This window comes from Planosporangium mesophilum, assembly GCF_016863255.1.
Taxonomy (GTDB): Bacteria; Actinomycetota; Actinomycetes; order Mycobacteriales; family Micromonosporaceae; genus Planosporangium; species Planosporangium mesophilum.
On sequence record NZ_BOON01000032.1, the window covers coordinates 155,057 to 170,223 of the forward strand.

The window sequence follows — 15,167 nt, forward strand, 5'->3', positions numbered from 1 at the left end:
CGGCGGGGAATGTGATTAGTTGAGGGCAGCCGAGCGGTGAGGGGTGTTATCAGGTGGAGTCGACGGGTCCAATCGCGATCGTCGGGGGTCGGGTGGTGCCGATCGAGGGCGACCCGATCGAGCGCGGAGTCGTCCTGATCGACGGCGGCCGGATCACGGCCGTCGGCGGCCCCGACCTCGCCGTCCCGCAGGGTGCGCGGACCGTGTCGGCCGAGGGCGCCTGGGTGCTGCCCGGCTTCATCGACGCGCACGCCCACGTCGGCGTGTGGGAGGAGGGCGAGGGCTGGGCCGGTGACGACGTCAACGAGATGACCGACCCGAACACGGCCCACGTACGCGCTTTGGACGCCATCAACCCGGCCGACCAGGGATTCCGCGACGCGATCAGCGGCGGTGTCCTGGCGGTCAACGTCAACCCGGGCTCGGGCAACCCGATCGGCGGCCAGACCGTTGCGGTGAAGTGCTGGGGGCGCACCGTCGACGAGATGGTGCTGCGCCAGCCCAGCGGGCTGAAGTCCGCGCTCGGGGAGAACCCCAAGCGGGTGTACGGCGAACGCAAGAAGACCCCGTCGACGCGGCTCGGTACCGCGGCGGTGATCCGGGACGCGTTCACCCAGACACGCAACTACCGGACCCGCTGGTCCAACGCGGAGCCGGGCAAGGAGCCCGACCGCGACCTCAAGCTGGAGGCGCTGGCCCGGGTACTGCGCCGGGAGATCCCGTGGCGGCAGCACTGCCACCGGGCCGACGACATCGCCACCGCCATGCGGCTGGCCGCGGAGTTCGACTACGAACTGGTGATCGACCACGGTACCGAGGCCCACCTGATCGCCGACATCATCGCCGCCAAGGGCATCCCGGTGGTCATCGGCCCGCTGTTCACCGCCCGGGTCAAGGTCGAGCTGCGCAACCGTACGATCGCCGCGCCCGGCCGGCTCGCCGCCGCGGGCGTGACCATCGCGATCACGACCGACCATCCGGTCGTGCCGATCAATTTCCTGATCCACCAGGTGACCCTGGCCGTCAAGGAGGGTCTGGACCCCGCGACCGCGCTGCGGACCGTGACCATCAATCCGGCCCGGATCGCCGGCGTCGCGGACCGGCTCGGCTCGATCGAGCCCGGCAAGGACGCCGACCTGTGTATCTGGTCGGGCGATCCACTGGACGTGATGAGCCGGGTGGAGCGGGCGTACATCGCCGGAGCCGAGATCTACCGGTACGACACCGGACGCCAGGAGGGCGTGTTCGCCGAGCGCGGCTAACGCCGGCGGCTCACCGGTCGGCGGCTGGTGCCGTCAGGCGCCGGAGCCGGTGCCGGTGCCCACCGGCTCCAGGGCCGGGGCGCCTGCCCGGGCCGCCGCGCGCCGCCGGGCCACCCAGCGCTCGAAGATCAGGCTGGCGAAGGGCGGCACGGCCGCGCCGGCGCCGACGACGAGCCTGGCCCGGCTCCACCGCTCCCGCTGCGCCACCACCAGCAGGGTGGCGAGGTAGGCGAGGAACAACATGCCGTGGATCGGGCCGAACACCTTCACGCCGACCGGGTTGTGGGTCAGCGAGTACTTGAAGAGCATGCCGATCAACAGCCCCAGCCAGGAGCACGCTTCCGCGGCGGCGATCAGGCGGAAGGCGCGGGCGGGGTCACGGAACATGGGCTCCTCCGAGGCGATGGGTGGCCCGACGAGCGTACCCGCGCCGTTTCGGAGGAGCCCTGCGCGCCGCTCGGGTGGACCCCTGGCGGCGGTGCCATAGCCTCGCCAGGGGTCCAAGACCGCCGCCTCCGGCCCGTGGAGATCGGTGATGAAGGGGATGTGGCGGTGCGCGATCTTGGCGAGCGTGGAGTGCTCCGCGGGGGCACGACGCTAGGGTGCCGGCGACGCGGGCCGTGCGGGTGACGCGGGCCGTGCGGGTGACGCGGGCCGTGCGGGTGACGCGGGCCGTGCGGGTGACGCGGGCCCTGTGGGTGACGCGGGCCCTGTGGGTGACGCGGGTCGTGCGGGCGACGCGGGCCGTGCGGGTGACGTAGGTGGCGCGGTGCGCCCGGCGTTGGCCTCCTCCGGTTCCGTGATGATCTTCCCGAGCTCGATGGCGAAGGCGTCGGCGATCGCCCGCATCTGTGCGCTGGCGCCGTCCATCTGGGTGGTCGCGCCGGACAGGGCGGCGAGGATGCTGCGGCCCAGCGTGGCCATCCGCTCCGCCTGCTCGCGGTCGGCGTTGTAGTCGGCGCCGGCTCGCACCCGGTAGGCGTGGGCGGCCCGGTCGGCCTCCTGCCGGGCCCGGCCGACGATCGCCTCGGCCTGGGCGCGGGCGTCGTACTGCATGGCACGGGCGTGCGCCTGGGCGTCGGCGATGAGCCGGTCGGCCTGGGCCTGGGCGCGGCTCATCAGGGCCACCGCGTCCGCCGTCACGTCCCAGGCCCGCGGTGCGTCCGGATCCACGCCCTCGTTACGGAAGTAGTACTTCAACCGCTGGACCTCGTTCTGGGCGTCGGCGTACGCGGCGGTCCACCGCTCCACCTCGCCGGCGACGCGGCCCATGAACAGTTCGACCTCGTCGGGCCGGTAGCCCCGCCGGCCCAGCGGCGTCTCCCGGAACGAGCGCCGACGGATCTGCTCCGCGGACAGCGGTACCCAGGAGCGTGCCCCGCTGTGCGCGCTGTCGCCGTAGTCGTCGGTGTTCGCGGTCATCGGGTCGGCACCTCCTCACGCTCGCTGACCCCGGTGGCAAACCCGGGGCGGTACGGTTCGTCGTTGTAGTCCTCGCACCGGATCAGCTCGGCCGCCAGTCCGGCGCCCAGCAGTCGGTCGCGGGTCGCCGCGGTCATGTCCGCGGAGCCGCACACGTACACGTCGCAGTCGTCCCACCGGCCCAGCCGCAGCGCGACGTCCACGGCCAGCCCCCGCTCGCCGGCGTACCAGGGCTCGTGCGACAGCGTCGGCACGATGGTCAGCCACGGCGAGTTGGCCGCCATGGCCTCCAGCGCGGGAAGGTCGTAGAGGTCGAGCAGGGTACGGGCGCCGACGAACAGCGCCACCCGCCGCCGGCCGCCCCCGGCGGCGACCTGTTCGACGAGCGCCTTCAGCGGCGCCAGCCCGGTGCCGCCGGCGATGAGCAACAGGTCACGGGTCGAACCGGGCTGGAGGGTGAGCCGCTGACCCACCGGGGTCGCCAGCTTCACCTTGTCGCCGGTCTGGAGCCCGTGCACGATCGCGGTGGAGACCTGCCCACCTGGTACGGCCTTGACGTGCAGTTCGATCAGACGGTCCGGGCGGGCAAGGTTGGCGGGGGAGTAGTAGCGCCACAACCGCGGCCGGTCCGGGATCTCGACCGGGCACGACTGTCCGGCCAGGTACGGGTACGGCAGGTCGGTGCGCAGGTGCAGGACTGCGACGTCCAGCCCCCGCCGCTCGTGCTCGACCACGGTCGCGGCCCAGTACGCCGGACCCGACTCCGCCGCCTGCTCGGCCGCGTCCACCATCGCCCGGGCGACGAGCCCGAACGCGGCGGTCCACTCCGCCGCCAGCTCGGGTGTCCACGCCTCGCCGAGGAAGTGCGCGAGGGTCGCCAGCAGCGCCTCCCCGACCGGCGGGTAGTGCTCGGGCCGTGCGTCGAACCGCCGGTGGTCGCGCCCCAGCGCTTCCACGTACGGCACCACGACCTCGATGTTGTCCACGTTGGACACGATCGTGCCCAGCGCCGACACCAGGCGGTCCCGCTGTCCCGCCATCGACATCGGGAACATCGCTCTGAGTTCCGGATTCGTGATGAACAGCGTCGCGTAGAAGAAGCTCGGCACCGCGTCACCATGCGCCGCGACCCGCTCCCAACTGCCTTTCAATGCGGCCGGGTCCATTACCCCGCCCGGGCGGTCAGCTCACCCGCGTTCATGTCTCTCCCGTTCCTCCGATCCGGTCCTGCGCGGCACCGGGCGGGCGTTCGGAGTCCCCCCGGTCGGAAAGGCCAGCCGTCGACGGCTGCGATCAGTCGACGGCCGTGATCAGTTGCCGTGGCACCCCGTCGGGCCAGGCGGAGCGTGTACGGGAGGCCTGCTACCGGCGCATACGCGTCGCCCCCCGGGTCGCACCGTAGCCGCCCATCGATGCCTCACGGGACCCCCTCCCGACCGGGAACCGGGAAATCGGCCGGCCAGCGGGGTGAATTCGTCCGACATGAACCGTCAGGTCGGGCCTGCGGGCTGCACATCAGGGCAATGCATCAGGAGTGGTCGCCGGCGCGGGCCAGGGTGCCGGTAAGCATCCCGACCCGCGCCGTCCTGACCCCGGCCGCACCGCCTACGACAGGGACAGCGCGGCGAGGGCCGCGTTCACGATGCTGCCGGGCAGCAGGTCGTGCAGGTCGTACAGATCCTGCACACTGCCCGACTGACCGAACTGGTCGACGCCGAGCGGTACGCACGGCACCCCGAGCGCGGAGCCGAGCCACGCCATCGCGTGCGACGCGGCGTCGTGCACGGTGACGATCGGCGCCCGGTCGGCGAACGCGGTACGCAGCGCGCCGGGAACGCTCGGCGCGGTGGCGGTACGGATGCCCTGGCGGAGCGTGCGCTGCCAGGCACTGTAGAGCCGGTCGAGCGAGGTGATGTCGACGACGTGGGCGGCGATGCCCTCCTCGGCGAGCTCGGCGGCGGCCTGGATCGCCTCGGGCAGTACCGCGCCGGACGCGGCGAGGTGGACCAGCGGCGCACCGGCAGCCCGCAGGTCCTGGGCGTCGACCAGGCGGTACGCGCCGGCCAGCACCTGCCGGCGCAGGACCGCGTCGCCGATGCGGGCCCGGGCCGCCTCGAACGGGGCCTGGTCGAGGGGGCGGGTGGTCAGCCGGAAGTAGTACGCGCCGTCCTCGGCCGGTACCGCGGTCGTGGTGGCGCTCGGGCCGGCCGCGATCCGCGACAGCGCGTCGCAGAGCAGCCAGTCCAGCGCGACGGCGTACGCCGGCTCGACGAACGTGACGCCGGGCAGTTCCAGGCCGACCGAGGCGGTGATGGTCGACTGGTGCGCGCCGCCCTCGGGCGCGAGGGTGATACCGGACGGGGTGCCGGCGACGACGAACCGTGACCCGGAGTAGGTGCCGTAGAGGAACGCGTCGAGGCCGCGCAGCACGAACGGGTCGTACACGGTGCCGACCGGCAGCAGCGGCTGCCCCGACAGGTCCCAGGACAGGCCGAGCTGGCCCAGCAGCAGGAACAGGTTCATCTCGGAGATGCCCAGCTCGATGTGCTGGCCGGCCGGACCCTCGGCCCAGCGCAGCATCCGGTCCTCGTGCCAGGACCGGCGCTGTGCCGGTGCGAACACCCCGGTCTTGTTGATGAATCCGGCGAGATTGGTCGAGGTCGCGACGTCGGGGGCGGTGGTCACCAGGTACGGCGCGACCTGCGCGTCGCGGGCCAGGTCGACCAGGACGCGGCCGAAGGCCTCCTGGGTGGAGATCGGCTTGCCGACGCGGACGTTCGTGGTCTCGGGTACCGCGATCGGCAGCGACTTCTCCCGCGGCGGCCGGGCGAGCGCCTCCCGGCGCGAGTTGGTCCGGATGCCGGCCGGCGACGCCGGGTCGAACCGGTCCCACTCGGTGTCGGCGTCCAGGCCCACCTCCGCGCGCAGCGCGTCGATCTGGTCGCCGGCCAGCAGCGCGGAGTGGTTGCGCGGGTTGCCGGCGATCGGCAGACCCCACCCCTTGACCGTGTACGCGAACACCACGCTGGGCCGGTCGGTCACCGCGTCGCACTGCGCGTACGCGTCGAGCATCGCGGCCAGGTCGTGGCCGCCGAGGTCGGTCACGAGCGGCCCCAGCTCATCGTCGGAGATGTCGGAGACGAACGCCTCCACCTCGGCCGGCGCGCCGTCCAGGAACTGCTTGCGCAGCGCCGCCCCGGCCAGGCCGAACAGCGACTGGTACTGCTCGTTGGGCATCGCGTCGATCCAGTCGCGCAGCCGCGTACCGCCCGGCTGGCCGTACGCGGCCTGCAGGCGCCGGCCGTACTTGACCTCGACGACGTGCCAACCGGCCGCCTCGAACTGCCCGCGCCACTGGGCGATGCGCACGCCGGGAACGACCCGGTCCAGAGACTGGCGGTTGAAGTCCACCAGCCACATGACGTTACCCAGCCCGGTCGTCGCCGGGTCGGCCACCGCCTCCCAGATGTTGCCCTCGTCGAGTTCGGCGTCGCCGAGGATCGCGATGAACCGCGACGCCGGCCGCTCACCGAAGTGCGCGTCGACGTAGCGGCGGGTCACCGCTGCGAACAGCGGCGCCGCCGCGCCCAGCCCGACGGACCCGGTCGAGAAGTCCACCTCGTCGGGGTCCTTGGTACGCGACGGGTACGACTGCAGGCCGCCCCGGGCCCGCAACCGCGGCAGGTAGGAGCGGTCCAGGTTGCCCAGCAGGTACTGGACCGCGTGGAACACCGGCGACGCATGAGGCTTCACGGCCACCCGGTCGTCGGCGTTGAGGTGCTCGAACCACAGCGCGGTCATGGCCGTGACCAGCGAGGCGCTGGAGGCCTGGTGGCCGCCGACCTTCACCCCGTCGCCGGTGTCCCGTTCGCGGTTCGCGGCGTCCACGATCCGGGTCGAAAGCCACAGTACGCGGCGCTGAATCTCGTCGAGTACATCGAAGTCGGGGGCGTGAGCGTCATCGGTCACGGTGGTTCTCCAGGGGGTCAGAGCGACTCGCAGGGCACTCTAGCCCCCGCGCGGTCGGTCGCCCCCCGCCGGTCACCGTCGCCGTGGGTCGACGCCGTGAGTCATGAACCACGAGGAGCGGGCGCGGTGCTGATCTCGGCGGCGACTTGAGGCTTCGGGTGGCCGCCTAGCGGACCTGGCCGACGTTGTTCACCCTGTCCTCGGCGACCAGGGAGTTCAGACGGTCGGCGCGGGCGCTGATCTCCGCGGCCGTCCGCTGGAGGCTGCCCGCCGCCTCTGTGGACGACTGCACGGACGCGGCCACCGACCGGATACCGTTCGACATCTCCGCCGTCGTCGCGGTCTGTTCCTCCACCGCGCTGGCGATGAGCGTCTGCTGCTCGGCGATCGAATCGATCAGTTCGACGATGCCCACGATCGCTGTCGCGGCCTGTGCGCTCTCGATCTGGATAGCCTCGATCATGGAGGTGATCTGGTCGGTCGCCTCCGACGTACGCGCCGCGAGGTCCTTGACCTCGCCGGCCACGACGGCGAAGCCCTTGCCGGCCTCGCCGGCCCGGGCCGCCTCGATGGTGGCGTTGAGGGCGAGCAGCTTGGTCTGCTCGGCGATACCGGTGATCAGTTTGGTGATCGCGCCGATGTTCTCGCCGGACTCCCGCAGCCTGTTCATGCTCCGCGTCGTCGCCTCGGCCGAGCTGACCGCGCTCGTGGTGCCCGCCGACGCGTCGCTCACCCGGCTGGAGATCTCGTGGATGCTCGCGGTCATCTCCGCGGACCCCTGCGCCACCATGTCGGCCTGGTCGGATGCCCCGGTCGAGGTCTTCATGAGCTGGTCACCGAGGGCGGCAAGCGTGGCGGCCTCGGCCGCCACCTCCCCGGCCAACTGCCGGGTCACGTCGGCCCTGGTGCGCTCCTGGAGGATGTCCCGCCAGGTCACCACGTACCCGTCGGGTATGGCACTGACGGTCAGCTCCGCCGTGACCCGCCCCGGGCCGGTGCCGGTCTCGAACAGCCCGGACACCGGGAACGAGGTCGCCTTCCGGATGATCTTCTTGAGGGTGTCCCGCAGAAGTTGCAGCGCTTCCAGCCCCTGTGACTGGCCGACCTCGCGCGCCATGACGTTGGCGGCGTCATTGCGGTACACGATCTCGCCGCTACGGTCGGTCACCAATATCACCGAAGGTGCGACGGTCAGCACCGCCAGGAGTGAGCCGGCGGAGTCCACCAGGGAGTGTCGCTGGGCCGATGTGCGCCGACCTGATCTCCAGAAGCCGCCCATGTGACTCTCCCCGTAGCCGTTTGCCGCCTCTTTCGGCGGAGTACCTGGAGTCCGGAGGGTTTGTGATCACGGTCTCAGGGCGTCGTGTCCTCAGGGCGTCGTGTCCTCAGAGGCGGCCGGCCTCCACGATGCGTTGCAGGAACTGACGCGTACGCGGCTGGCTCGGCTCACTCAGTACCCGCGACGGCGGGCCCTGCTCGACGATGCGGCCGCCGTCGAGGAAGCAGACCCGGTCGGCCACCTGCCGGGCGAAGCCCATCTCGTGGGTGGCGATGAGCATGGTCGTACCCTCGCGCTTGAGCTCGGCGATCAGGGCCAGCACCTCACCGACCAGCTCCGGGTCGAGCGCGGACGTGACCTCGTCGAGCAGGATCAGCCGCGGCGAGGACGCGAGCGCCCGTACGATCGCCACCCGCTGCTGCTGGCCGCCGGAGAGCCGGTCGGGGTACTCGCCGGCCCGGTCTGCCAGCCCCACCCGGTCCAGCAGCTCCAGGGCCCGGCGCCGGGCCTCCGCCTTGTGGACCCGGTGGACCCGTACCGGCGCGAGCGTCACGTTGTCGAGCACGGTCAGGTGCGGGAACAGGTTGTACGACTGGAAGACCATGCCGATGCGCGCCCGTACCCGGTCCGCGTCGTGGCGCGGGTCGGTGATCTCCTCGCCGTCGAGCAGGATCGCGCCGTCGTCCACGGTTTCGAGCAGGTTCACGCAGCGCAGCAGGGTCGACTTGCCCGAGCCCGAGGCGCCGATCAGCACCACCACCTCGTGCTCGGCGACGTCGAGGTCGAGCCCGTGCAGCACCGGCCGGCCGTGGAACGTCTTCCGTACCGCCTGACAGCTCAGTACCGGATCGGCCGTCATGTGGTCCCCTCGGCGTTCTGCCGGCGGGCGGCTCGCAGGGTGACCCAGTCGGTCACGGCGATCAGCGGCGCGGCCATCAGGATGAACAGCACCCCGGCCACGAGGTACGGGGTGTAGTTGAAGCTGTCGATGCTCGATATCTGGGCGGCCCTGATCGCGTCGATCGGACCGGCGAGCGAGATCAGGCCGACGTCCTTCTGCAGCGCGACGAGGTCGTTGAGCAGGGCCGGAGCCACCCGCCGTACAGCCTGGGGGAGTACCACGTGCCGCATCGTCTGACGGTGGGTCAGCCCCAGCGACCGCGCCGCCGCGCGCTGGCTCGGGTGGACCGACTCGATCCCGGCGCGGAACACCTCGGCGAGGTAGGCGCCGTACGTGATCACCAGGGCGATGCCGCCCAGCACCAGGACCGACGGGGTACCCGTCAGGCGCAGTCCGGGCACGCCGAAGACCAGTACGTAGAGCACGATGATCAGCGGCGCGCCCCGGAACGCGTACGTGTACGACGCGGCGAGGGCCCGCAGCGGGAACGCGACCGGCCCGCGCAGCGAGCGCAGCACGGCGGTCGCCAGGCCGAGTAGCAGCGCCCCGGCCGCGCAGGCGCCGAGCAGCCGGGCGTTGAGCCAGAGTCCTTCGAGGATGGCCGGCAGCGAGCTCCGGGCGACCGACAGGGACAGGAACGACCCGCGTACCGTCTCCCAGCCCGGCGAGCCGGTGACCGCGACGGCCAGGACGGTGCCGAGCACCGCGGTGGACAGCGCCGCGAGCAGCACCGACCGTACGGTCTGGCGGCGCCGGTAGCCGCGCCGGGCGACGGCGAGAGCGCTGGGACGGTACTCGTCCTCGTGAGCCGGTGTTTCGGTGGTACTCACCGGAGCTCGGGGCTCACTGCGGTTCGGGGGCTCATTGCAGTTCCGGAGCCCCGCCCTCCTGGGACAGCCAGTGGCGCTGGAGGCTGGCCAGGGTGCCGTTGGCGCGCAGCGCGTCGACCGCGCCGCTCACGCAGGCGGTCAGCGGCGAGCCCTTGTCCAGGACCAGGCCGAACTGCTCCGACTGGCCGGGCGGCTGGGGCAGTTGCCCTATGATCGCCGCGTCGGTGACCTCGGCGCCGGTGATGTAGAACCCGGTCGGCAGGTCGACGACCAGGCCGTCGATCTGTCCGTTGCGCAGCGCCTGCTTGGCGTCGTCGTTGGAGTTGAACACCTGCGGCTGGGTGGTCGGCTTGACCACCTCGGTGATCGCCTTGTAGCTGGTGGTACCGACCTGGGCCCCGAGCTTCGCGCCCTTCAGGTCCGCCAGCGACTTGGCGCCGGCGATCTTGGACGACTTCAGCGCGACGACCGTCTGGCGCACGTCGTAGTACGGGCTGGAGAAGTCGACGGCCTTCCGGCGCTCGTCGGTGATCGAGAACTGGTTGATGTCGATGTCGTAGCTCTTGGGGCCCGGCTGGATGGCGTTGTTGAACGTCACCTGGGCCCACACCACGTCGGTGGGGCGGAAGTCGAGCTTTCCGGCCACGGCGTAGGCGACCGCCGACTCGTACCCCTTGCCGTTGTCCGGCTTGCTGTCGACGAACCACGGCGGGTACGCCGGATTGTCGGTGCCGACCGTCAGCTTGCCCGGGCGCAGGGTCTTGAGCTGGTCCTTGTCGCAGCCCCGGGCGCTGGGCGAGGGCGACGCGCCGTTGTTCGGCCGGGGGGCGCAGGCGGCCAGCGAGGTGACGAGCGCGGCGATCGCGAGAACCGAGACGGTACGGGGGAGGAGCCCCGCTGCTCTGAGATCCGCTGCTCTGAGATCCACTGCCATGCCGGACAGAGTAGCGGTGCGTCCGGCCGGAGCAGCGACGCCTTGAAGATCAGCTGCCGGCACGGTGAGGCTGCCGGCACGGTGAGGCTGCCGGCGCGATCAGTCCGGTCCGCCTCGCGGTGGCCGGGACAACCACCAGCCGAGGGTGGCCAGCCACGCGGAGATCAGCAGTACGTGGAGCCGCTCGATGGCCCCGAGCCGGTGCTGGCTGCTCATCAGCGACACCTCGGCCAGGCCGAGGACGACCACGGCCAGCCCGCAGGCCAGGCTGGCTCTGGCCAGTGCCGGCCACCGGCGTCGTACCCGCGGGGAGACGCTGAGCAGCAGCATGGCCACCTGTGCGGCGAAGACCCCGAGGACGCTCGACAACGTGTGCCCCTGGTGGAGCTGGGCGATGATCGCGACGTCGTCGACCTCGCGGCGGCACGCTTCGCTGGTCGAGGGCGTACACGACATCGGAACGAGCGCGTCGGCCGCGGCAGCCAGTCCCAGGCCGGCCAGGCACAGGCAGCCGACCGTAGCCCGCATCTCCGCTGGGCGTTCCCGAGCCAGTCGCCCCATCAGTGCCATCGCCAGCACGACGACGAGCAGCGCCGCGACCAGGTCGGTCAACCGGAAGAAGGTGCTGGCCGGCTGCCCCGCGACCTCCAGCTCGCTGACGTACGACTCGGTCAGGCTCAGCCGCGAACCCAGCGGCCGCGCCAGCACGAACGAGCTGTAACAGACGCCCGCCAACAACCCGGCCACCGCGTACCCGACAGCCCGCGCCGGACCGCGGGCGGACGGCCGGCGCACCTGCCGGGTGGTGGACCCGGTGGTGAGGTCCATGAGGCGTCCCCGTCTGCTGCTCGCTGTCGAGCTACCCCACCACGGCGGGGTCAAGCACTCCGGGGGGCCGAGCACTCCGGGGGGCCGAGCACTCCGGGGCCGAGCATTGAACCGGTAAGGGTTGCGCCCTATGGGAACGTACCGGTGGTGAACACTCGAGGCGTGGGTGAGGAGAAGGGCCGCCGTTCCGGGGTAGCCGTCGTACTCAACTACAGCGAGTTCTTCCTCAACGCGGCGGTGGCGGTGGCGCTCGGCGTCGGCGGGTTCATCCTGCTCGGCGTTGTCGCGTACGACTTCGTGCAGGGGCTCGGTCACGGACCGTTCGTCCGCCAGGTGCTCCAGCTGCTCAGCGGGCTGCTGCTGGTGTTCATCTTCACCGAGCTCATCGGTACCCTCCGGGTCGTCATCGCCACCCGGGAGGTCAAGGCCGAGCCGTTCCTCGTCGTCGGGATCGTGGCCTCGATCCGGCGCGTGATCGTGGTCGGCGCCGAGGCCGAGAACGCCATCGGCACCGCGCGCTTCAAGGACGTGATGCTTGAGATCGGTGTCCTGAGCGGGACGGTCCTGGTCCTGGGCGTCACCTTCTTCGTGCTGCGGATGGCCCGGGCGGAGGAGCCCCCGACCAGCAAGGGTCCGACGGAACGGCTCTAGCGCCGCGGCTTGGCGGCACGTCTCCAGCGGCGCGCCGTCCGGGGCCCCGGCGGGCCGGTCGGGTACGCCTGTGGTGTGCGGCCGAAGGTGGTCTAATGCGGTGAAGACGGCCTCTGGGGCTGAGTGCGGGACGGCCTGATTTCGCTGAGACGGGGAATAGGAGACAGCGTGAGTCAGCAGGTACGGGGAGTCGTCTCGAAAGCGAAGGGCGCGCCGGTCGAGGTCACCACGATCGTCGTACCCGACCCGGGGCCGGGTGAGGCGGTGGTCCGGGTCCAGGCGTGCGGGGTGTGCCACACCGACCTGCACTACCGCGAGGGTGGCATCACCGACGAGTACCCGTTCCTGCTCGGCCACGAGGCCGCCGGCATCGTCGAGCAGGTCGGTGAGGGCGTCACCGAGGTCGCGCCCGGCGACTTCGTCGTGCTGAACTGGCGTGCCGTCTGCGGGCAGTGCCGCGCCTGCCGCCGTGGTAAGCCCTGGTACTGCTTCAACACGCACAACGCGAAGCAGAAGATGACGCTGCCCGACGGTACGCCGTTGACGCCGGCCCTGGGCATCGGCGCGTTCGCCGAGAAGACGCTGGTCCACGCCGGCCAGTGCACCAAGGTCAACCCAGCCGCGCGGCCGGCCGCCGTCGGCCTGCTGGGCTGCGGTGTGATGGCCGGGCTCGGGGCAGCGGTCAACACCGGCCAGGTGGAACGCGGCGAGTCGGTCGCGGTCATCGGCTGCGGCGGGGTCGGCGACGCCGCGATCGCCGGTGCGGCCCTCGCCGGCGCGACGACGATCATCGCGGTGGACGTGGACCCGCGCAAGCTCGAGTGGGCCAGGGGCTTCGGCGCCACCCATACCGTCAACTCCCGCGAGACCGATCCGGTCGAGGCGATCCGGGAGATCACCGACGGCCACGGCGCCGACGTGGTGATCGAGGCGGTGGGGCGCCCGGACACGTACAAACAGGCGTTCTACGCCCGCGACCTGGCCGGCCGGGTCGTCCTGGTCGGTGTGCCGACCCCCGACATGACGATCGAGCTGCCGCTGCTGGACGTCTTCGGTCGCGGTGGCGCACTCAAGTCCAGCTGGTACGGCGACTGCCTGCCCAGCCGCGACTTCCCTGCGCTGACCGACCTGTACCTGCAGGGCCGGCTCGACCTGGACTCCTTCGTCACCGAGGAGATCTCACTCGACCAGGTCGAGGAGGCGTTCGCCAAGATGCACCACGGTGACGTGCTGCGTTCGGTCGTGGTCTTCTGATGGCGGTGTTTTTCTGATGGCGGCTCGCATCGACCACACCGTCACCTCGGGCACCTTCTCGCTCGACGGGCAGACGTTCGACGTCGACAACAACGTGTGGGTGGTCGGCGACGACGCCGAGTGTGTCGTCATCGACGCCCCGCACGACGTCGAGGCGATCCTGCGTACCGTCGGCGGACGGCGGGTGCTGGCCATCCTGGCCACCCACGCGCACGACGACCACGTACGGGTGGCGCCGGAGCTGGCGGCGGAGACCGACGCGCCGGTGCTGCTGCACCCGGCGGACCGGGTGCTGTGGAACATGGTCCACCCCCACGTCCGCCCCGACGGCGACCTGGACGACGGGCAGACCATCGCGGTGGCCGGAGCGGCGCTGCACGTCCTGCACACCCCCGGACACAGCCCCGGCGCCTGCTGTTTCCACGCGCCGGAGCTGGGCGCGCTCTTCAGCGGGGACACCCTCTTCAAGGGCGGCCCCGGCGCGACCGGCCGGTCCTACAGCGACTTCGGCACCATCATCGAGTCGATCCGTACCAAACTGCTGACGCTGCCGCCCGAGACGGTGGTGCACCCCGGCCACGGCGACAGCACGACCATCGGCGAGGAGGCCCCGCACCTCGACGAGTGGATCGCGCGCGGGCACTGATCACGCCGGGCTCAGGCTTCCAGGAGGCGCGCACTTAGCCTTCCAGGCTGCGCACATTTGGCCTTCCCGGAGGCGCGTACTTAGCCTTCCAAGCTGCGCCCCAGGTCTTCGAGCTCGCGCATGAGGTGCTCGGTGCGTTCGGCGCCGTAGGCGGCCTCGATCGCGGCCTGATGCTCGGTCGCCCGACGGTCCAGCCGGGCAACCAGGTCGCGGCCGAGGTCGGACAGGTACACCGCGACCCGCCGCCGGTCGGTGACGTCCTGGCGCCGGTAGACCAGCGCGCTGTCGACCAGCCGGTCGACCGCCTTGGTCACGGTGGGGTGCGGCATCAGTACCGCCTCGGCCAGGTCGCTCATCGAGTGCCCGTGCCCGTCGGTGAGCGCCCGCAGGATCCGCGCCTGTTCCACGGTCACCCTCTCGGCGGCAAGGCTCTCGGCCAGACCCCGGTTGACCACGCGCTCGGCCTCACTGAGCAGGTATGCGAGGTGAGCGCGGAGTTTTGTGTCGGCCAACGCTGCGCCCCCTTCACTCTCCTCCGGGCACTTTCGCTTCGAACCTGGTAGCGAAGATACTCGGCGCCGTGGCCGACGACGTCACGCTCATCACCGACCTGCTGGAGGCCCGGCTGCTGGCACCGGAGCCGCACCGGGCCACCCGGATCGGCCTCGTCGTGCCCACCTCCGGCACCCTCGGGATGCTCGCACCCGCCGCGCTGAGCTGCGCGTCGCTGGCCAGGTCGAGGTTACGGAAGGGCGGGCGAGGGAGGCCAACTGCCGGCCGTGTTCCTCGCGGAAAATCGCCTCCACTGCTGCCCGCTCGTCCATCGCCTGTGGACCTCCGCCGTCAGACGTCGAACTCAGCGACCGGCCGCACCGCGACCGACCCACCACCGCGCGAACCCCGGTAGCGGGCGGCCCAGACGAGGGCGCCGGTCGATAGGGAAACCTGCTCAGCATCTGCAATCTGATAGTACTGGTGTTCGAAAACTGTCGTACCTTGCCTCTACTTTGGACGCGTGGACGATCGGGTGGCGGTGCTGGCCCGGGCACTGGAGGAGTGCCGGGCGGTGTCGGTGTGGGCCCTGTGCGGCCAGGCCGCCGTCGACGCCCTGGATCTGCTCGAGGCGCACGCCGGCTGGGTGGGGGCGATGCGGTTTGAGTTGATCCGCGGCGTCGACGCGTCGGGTATCCC

15 protein-coding genes are annotated in these 15,167 nt (G+C 71.4%); 5 read left to right on the forward strand and 10 right to left on the reverse strand.

The genetic code is table 11. The features are described from left to right. Window positions 1-53 precede the first annotated feature (53 nt). Complete coding sequence (locus tag Pme01_RS17715) at window positions 54-1,262, forward strand: amidohydrolase (RefSeq protein ID WP_239088295.1); 1,209 nt, start codon at window positions 54-56, stop codon at window positions 1,260-1,262. A 33-nt stretch (window positions 1,263-1,295) separates the two neighbouring features. Here Pme01_RS17715 and Pme01_RS17720 read toward each other — a convergent pair whose 3' ends face one another. The 9 genes from Pme01_RS17720 to Pme01_RS17760 all read right to left on the reverse strand — a co-directional run bounded on the left by Pme01_RS17720 (window position 1,296) and on the right by Pme01_RS17760 (window position 11,425). Further along, entirely contained in the window at window positions 1,296-1,649 is a 354-nt protein-coding gene (locus Pme01_RS17720; RefSeq protein WP_168116120.1) for a DUF3817 domain-containing protein, read from the reverse strand. A 210-nt stretch (window positions 1,650-1,859) separates the two neighbouring features. Beyond that, window positions 1,860-2,684 carry a DivIVA domain-containing protein gene (locus tag Pme01_RS17725; RefSeq protein ID WP_203935702.1) on the reverse strand — a complete coding sequence of 275 codons (825 nt, stop codon included), beginning with the start codon at window positions 2,682-2,684 and terminating at the stop codon, window positions 1,860-1,862. After that, window positions 2,681-3,850 carry a globin domain-containing protein gene (locus Pme01_RS17730; RefSeq protein WP_168116121.1) on the reverse strand — a complete coding sequence of 390 codons (1,170 nt, stop codon included), beginning with the start codon at window positions 3,848-3,850 and terminating at the stop codon, window positions 2,681-2,683. The genes Pme01_RS17725 and Pme01_RS17730 overlap by 4 nt, the downstream gene beginning before the upstream one ends. Before the next feature lie 439 nt (window positions 3,851-4,289). Continuing rightward, entirely contained in the window at window positions 4,290-6,653 is a 2,364-nt protein-coding gene (locus Pme01_RS17735) for a thiamine pyrophosphate-binding protein (protein ID WP_168116122.1), read from the reverse strand. A 166-nt stretch (window positions 6,654-6,819) separates the two neighbouring features. Continuing rightward, window positions 6,820-7,821, reverse strand: a complete 1,002-nt coding sequence (locus tag Pme01_RS17740; RefSeq protein ID WP_203935703.1) for a methyl-accepting chemotaxis protein — start codon at window positions 7,819-7,821, stop codon at window positions 6,820-6,822. Window positions 7,822-8,038: 217 nt separating this feature from the next. Beyond that, a complete protein-coding gene (locus Pme01_RS17745; protein WP_168116124.1) occupies window positions 8,039-8,791 on the reverse strand; it encodes an amino acid ABC transporter ATP-binding protein in 753 nt (250 codons plus the stop codon). Next, on the reverse strand, window positions 8,788-9,663 hold the full coding sequence (locus tag Pme01_RS17750; RefSeq protein ID WP_168116125.1) for an amino acid ABC transporter permease: 876 nt from the start codon (window positions 9,661-9,663) through the stop codon (window positions 8,788-8,790). The genes Pme01_RS17745 and Pme01_RS17750 overlap by 4 nt, the downstream gene beginning before the upstream one ends. A 31-nt stretch (window positions 9,664-9,694) precedes the next feature. Then, window positions 9,695-10,597, reverse strand: coding sequence for an ABC transporter substrate-binding protein (locus tag Pme01_RS17755; RefSeq protein ID WP_168116126.1), 903 nt, complete (start codon window positions 10,595-10,597; stop codon window positions 9,695-9,697). Window positions 10,598-10,696: 99 nt separating this feature from the next. After that, complete coding sequence (locus tag Pme01_RS17760) at window positions 10,697-11,425, reverse strand: DUF998 domain-containing protein (protein ID WP_168116127.1); 729 nt, start codon at window positions 11,423-11,425, stop codon at window positions 10,697-10,699. Between the two features lie 162 nt (window positions 11,426-11,587). Between Pme01_RS17760 and Pme01_RS17765 the strand changes: the two genes are divergently transcribed. The 3 genes from Pme01_RS17765 (at window position 11,588) to Pme01_RS17775 (ending at window position 13,976) form a co-directional block, all read left to right on the forward strand. Next, window positions 11,588-12,076, forward strand: coding sequence for a phosphate-starvation-inducible PsiE family protein (locus Pme01_RS17765; RefSeq protein WP_168116128.1), 489 nt, complete (start codon window positions 11,588-11,590; stop codon window positions 12,074-12,076). 168 nt (window positions 12,077-12,244) lie between these two features. Continuing rightward, window positions 12,245-13,330, forward strand: a complete 1,086-nt coding sequence (locus Pme01_RS17770; protein WP_168116129.1) for an S-(hydroxymethyl)mycothiol dehydrogenase — start codon at window positions 12,245-12,247, stop codon at window positions 13,328-13,330. Between the two features lie 16 nt (window positions 13,331-13,346). Continuing rightward, the gene (locus Pme01_RS17775; RefSeq protein ID WP_168116130.1) at window positions 13,347-13,976 is read left to right on the forward strand and encodes an MBL fold metallo-hydrolase; all 630 of its coding nucleotides are present in this window, start codon (window positions 13,347-13,349) and stop codon (window positions 13,974-13,976) included. 80 nt (window positions 13,977-14,056) lie between these two features. Here the strand turns inward: Pme01_RS17775 and Pme01_RS17780 are convergent, their stop codons facing one another. After that, the gene (locus Pme01_RS17780; protein WP_168116131.1) at window positions 14,057-14,488 is read right to left on the reverse strand and encodes a MarR family winged helix-turn-helix transcriptional regulator; all 432 of its coding nucleotides are present in this window, start codon (window positions 14,486-14,488) and stop codon (window positions 14,057-14,059) included. Window positions 14,489-14,556: 68 nt separating this feature from the next. Here Pme01_RS17780 and Pme01_RS17785 point away from each other — a divergent pair, with 68 nt between their 5' ends. Then, window positions 14,557-14,883 (forward strand): hypothetical protein, encoded by a 327-nt coding sequence (locus Pme01_RS17785; protein WP_203935704.1) that lies wholly within the window; start codon window positions 14,557-14,559, stop codon window positions 14,881-14,883. Window positions 14,884-15,167: the final 284 nt, after the last annotated feature.

Coding starts and splice junctions, on each gene's coding strand:
- Pme01_RS17760 (WP_168116127.1), bottom strand. CDS start 11,425: ATGGACCTCACCACCGGGTCCACCACCCGGCAGGTGCGCCGGCCGTCC.
- Pme01_RS17720 (WP_168116120.1), bottom strand. CDS start 1,649: ATGTTCCGTGACCCCGCCCGCGCCTTCCGCCTGATCGCCGCCGCGGAA.
- Pme01_RS17775 (WP_168116130.1), top strand. CDS start 13,347: ATGGCGGCTCGCATCGACCACACCGTCACCTCGGGCACCTTCTCGCTC.
- Pme01_RS17725 (WP_203935702.1), bottom strand. CDS start 2,684: ATGACCGCGAACACCGACGACTACGGCGACAGCGCGCACAGCGGGGCA.
- Pme01_RS17730 (WP_168116121.1), bottom strand. CDS start 3,850: ATGGACCCGGCCGCATTGAAAGGCAGTTGGGAGCGGGTCGCGGCGCAT.
- Pme01_RS17745 (WP_168116124.1), bottom strand. CDS start 8,791: ATGACGGCCGATCCGGTACTGAGCTGTCAGGCGGTACGGAAGACGTTC.
- Pme01_RS17755 (WP_168116126.1), bottom strand. CDS start 10,597: ATGGCAGTGGATCTCAGAGCAGCGGATCTCAGAGCAGCGGGGCTCCTC.